The organism is Pseudomonadota bacterium (assembly GCA_018817425.1).
Taxonomy (GTDB): Bacteria; Desulfobacterota; Desulfobacteria; order Desulfobacterales; family RPRI01; genus RPRI01.
Window position 1 is genome coordinate 1 of record JAHITX010000054.1, and the last position, 2,022, is coordinate 2,022.

Consider the following 2,022-nt stretch of genomic DNA (forward strand, 5'->3'; position numbering starts at 1 on the left):
CAAAACCATTTTCTAAAGAAAGCTTGGCTACTAAGGTCAGGGAGGCATTGGATAATGCCAATATCTCAACTAATAAATAGTTGAGCCTTAACAATGGACAGATCTTTATTTTTTTAATGCCATATATAATTTTGAATAGTTAGGGGCGATTATAGTGTCTATCTACAGTCGCTGTGAGCTCTTAAGTCAAAGGCGTTTAATTCTTCTGGTATTAGTCGGTGTTATGAATATCTCGGCTTCAATAAAATAAAAAACCGACACTCAAGGATAAGTATCCCTGTTTTGATCATTTGGATGCCGAAATTATCAAGGATACCAAAACAATACTTTCTGTGAGAATCTGCGGGCTAAACGTTATCGCAGAGCGTATGGACAAAATGCTATTTTTTCAACGCAAAAATAGTATTTAGCGTGTATCCTAACCTTCATTTTCGGATTAGGATTGGTATACGTTTTGCATTTATCTTTGCTTTAAACACAAACCATAGATGCAATTGCCAACAAAGTTGTCAACCATCATCAATTCGGAGGGAATTATGAAAAGTAAGAACAGATTTTGCGGAATGATATTTTTTCTGGCCGGGCTTCTCACGGCCTCACTCCTTCAATTCAGCTTTCAAGACAAACAGGATCTCCTGGCGGATCAGTACAGTTGCATCCGCCAAGATCTGGATGCTTATGGTATGACCGGAAATATTCCTGCCCCCCAATTTACAATTACCTACAATGTTCCTCAATGCTATGGGAATAATGGGTACAGCATTGAAAGAGTTTACATGTACGGTAACCAGGTCGCTGTAGCGTATAAAAACGCCAATTCCGCACAATCTGGTATCATGGGAAAGTCTTTCACGGGAAATTCAAGTGGCGGTTTTAGTACCATTCCTTGATCTCTTTACATCTGTAATGTTGGTGAAATCTGGGGATGCATTTTGACTATCAGCCTCAGGTTTTTGCATTGACCGACCCTATGAACGAAAATATCCCTTTAAAACACGGATTTTGATTAACAGGGTATGCGGTTAAGTTTTCAGGGTGGGGATAATCTCTTTGTGTAATAAATGGTATAAGTCTGGGTTGGACCTGGCACTTAAAAGCGAGGACTTGCTGGTATTCATAGTCCTGACTACTCCAAGTTCCACAAAACCAAAACCTGTACTCAAGACTAAGTATCCGAAGATCGGTGGAGTATTCAGAAGCCCGCATTGTTTAGAATACCGATACAAATCAAAACTTTATTTAATCAAGATTCGGGTGAATGATGATGTGAGTCATCTTAATTCTAATTCATATTGTGAAAATACAAAAATTTTAATATCCTTTAATAGTTTTTAATCAATAAAGGGTTGGAGTATGCCAACTATTACGTCTAATGCATTTTCGTCTCTGCAAAAAAAACTTAAAGCAGCAAATATAGAATATTCTAAAGCAGTTATGGAAATAGCATCAGGTCTTAGCGCAAAGGATCTTCTTTCCCAAATAGGACTTAGCAAAAAAGAAGTCGAGGCAATTTTTATAAATGGTAGGATCACTCCGTTTGATACTGTGATTAAAGATGGAAATCGAGTAGCCGTTGTTCCTAATTTCACCGCTGAACCATATAGAAATTTACAGGGATTAAAAAATATATGGCGTATTGAAAATACACGAATCATTTCAGGAGAAAAAAAGCAAATGATAACACTTAATAGTGAGTTGACAATAAAAAACATGTCATTTAAAAACAGGCTGGTACTCCCTCCTATCACAACCAACTATGGGACATCCAAAGGCTTGGTCACCCAAGATATCCTTCATTTTTACAAAGAACGCTCAAAGGATATGGGGCTTGTAATAGTCGAGGCAACATCAGTTCAATCCAATGGGCGTATTGTTCCCTGCAGTCTCGGGCTCTGGGATGACTCACAGATTCCAGGTATGATCAAACTGGCAAAAACCATACAAAAGCAAGGGGCGATTGCGGTTGTACAGTTAAACCATGCAGGGCCAAGGTGCATTCCGCTTAAAAGTAAAAGGCATGGA

Annotated in this window: 2 protein-coding genes; both read left to right on the forward strand. The window is 38.4% G+C overall.

Features of this window, described 5'->3' with window-relative positions; all coding sequences use genetic code 11:
• Nucleotides 1-536 precede the first annotated feature (536 nt).
• A complete protein-coding gene (locus KKC46_09655; GenBank protein MBU1054080.1) occupies nucleotides 537-890 on the forward strand; it encodes a hypothetical protein in 354 nt (117 codons plus the stop codon).
• A 463-nt stretch (nucleotides 891-1,353) separates the two neighbouring features.
• A partial coding sequence (locus tag KKC46_09660; GenBank protein MBU1054081.1) for a MoaD/ThiS family protein occupies nucleotides 1,354-2,022 on the forward strand: 669 nt, incomplete at its 3' end.

Coding starts and splice junctions, on each gene's coding strand:
- KKC46_09655 (MBU1054080.1), top strand. CDS start 537: ATGAAAAGTAAGAACAGATTTTGCGGAATGATATTTTTTCTGGCCGGG.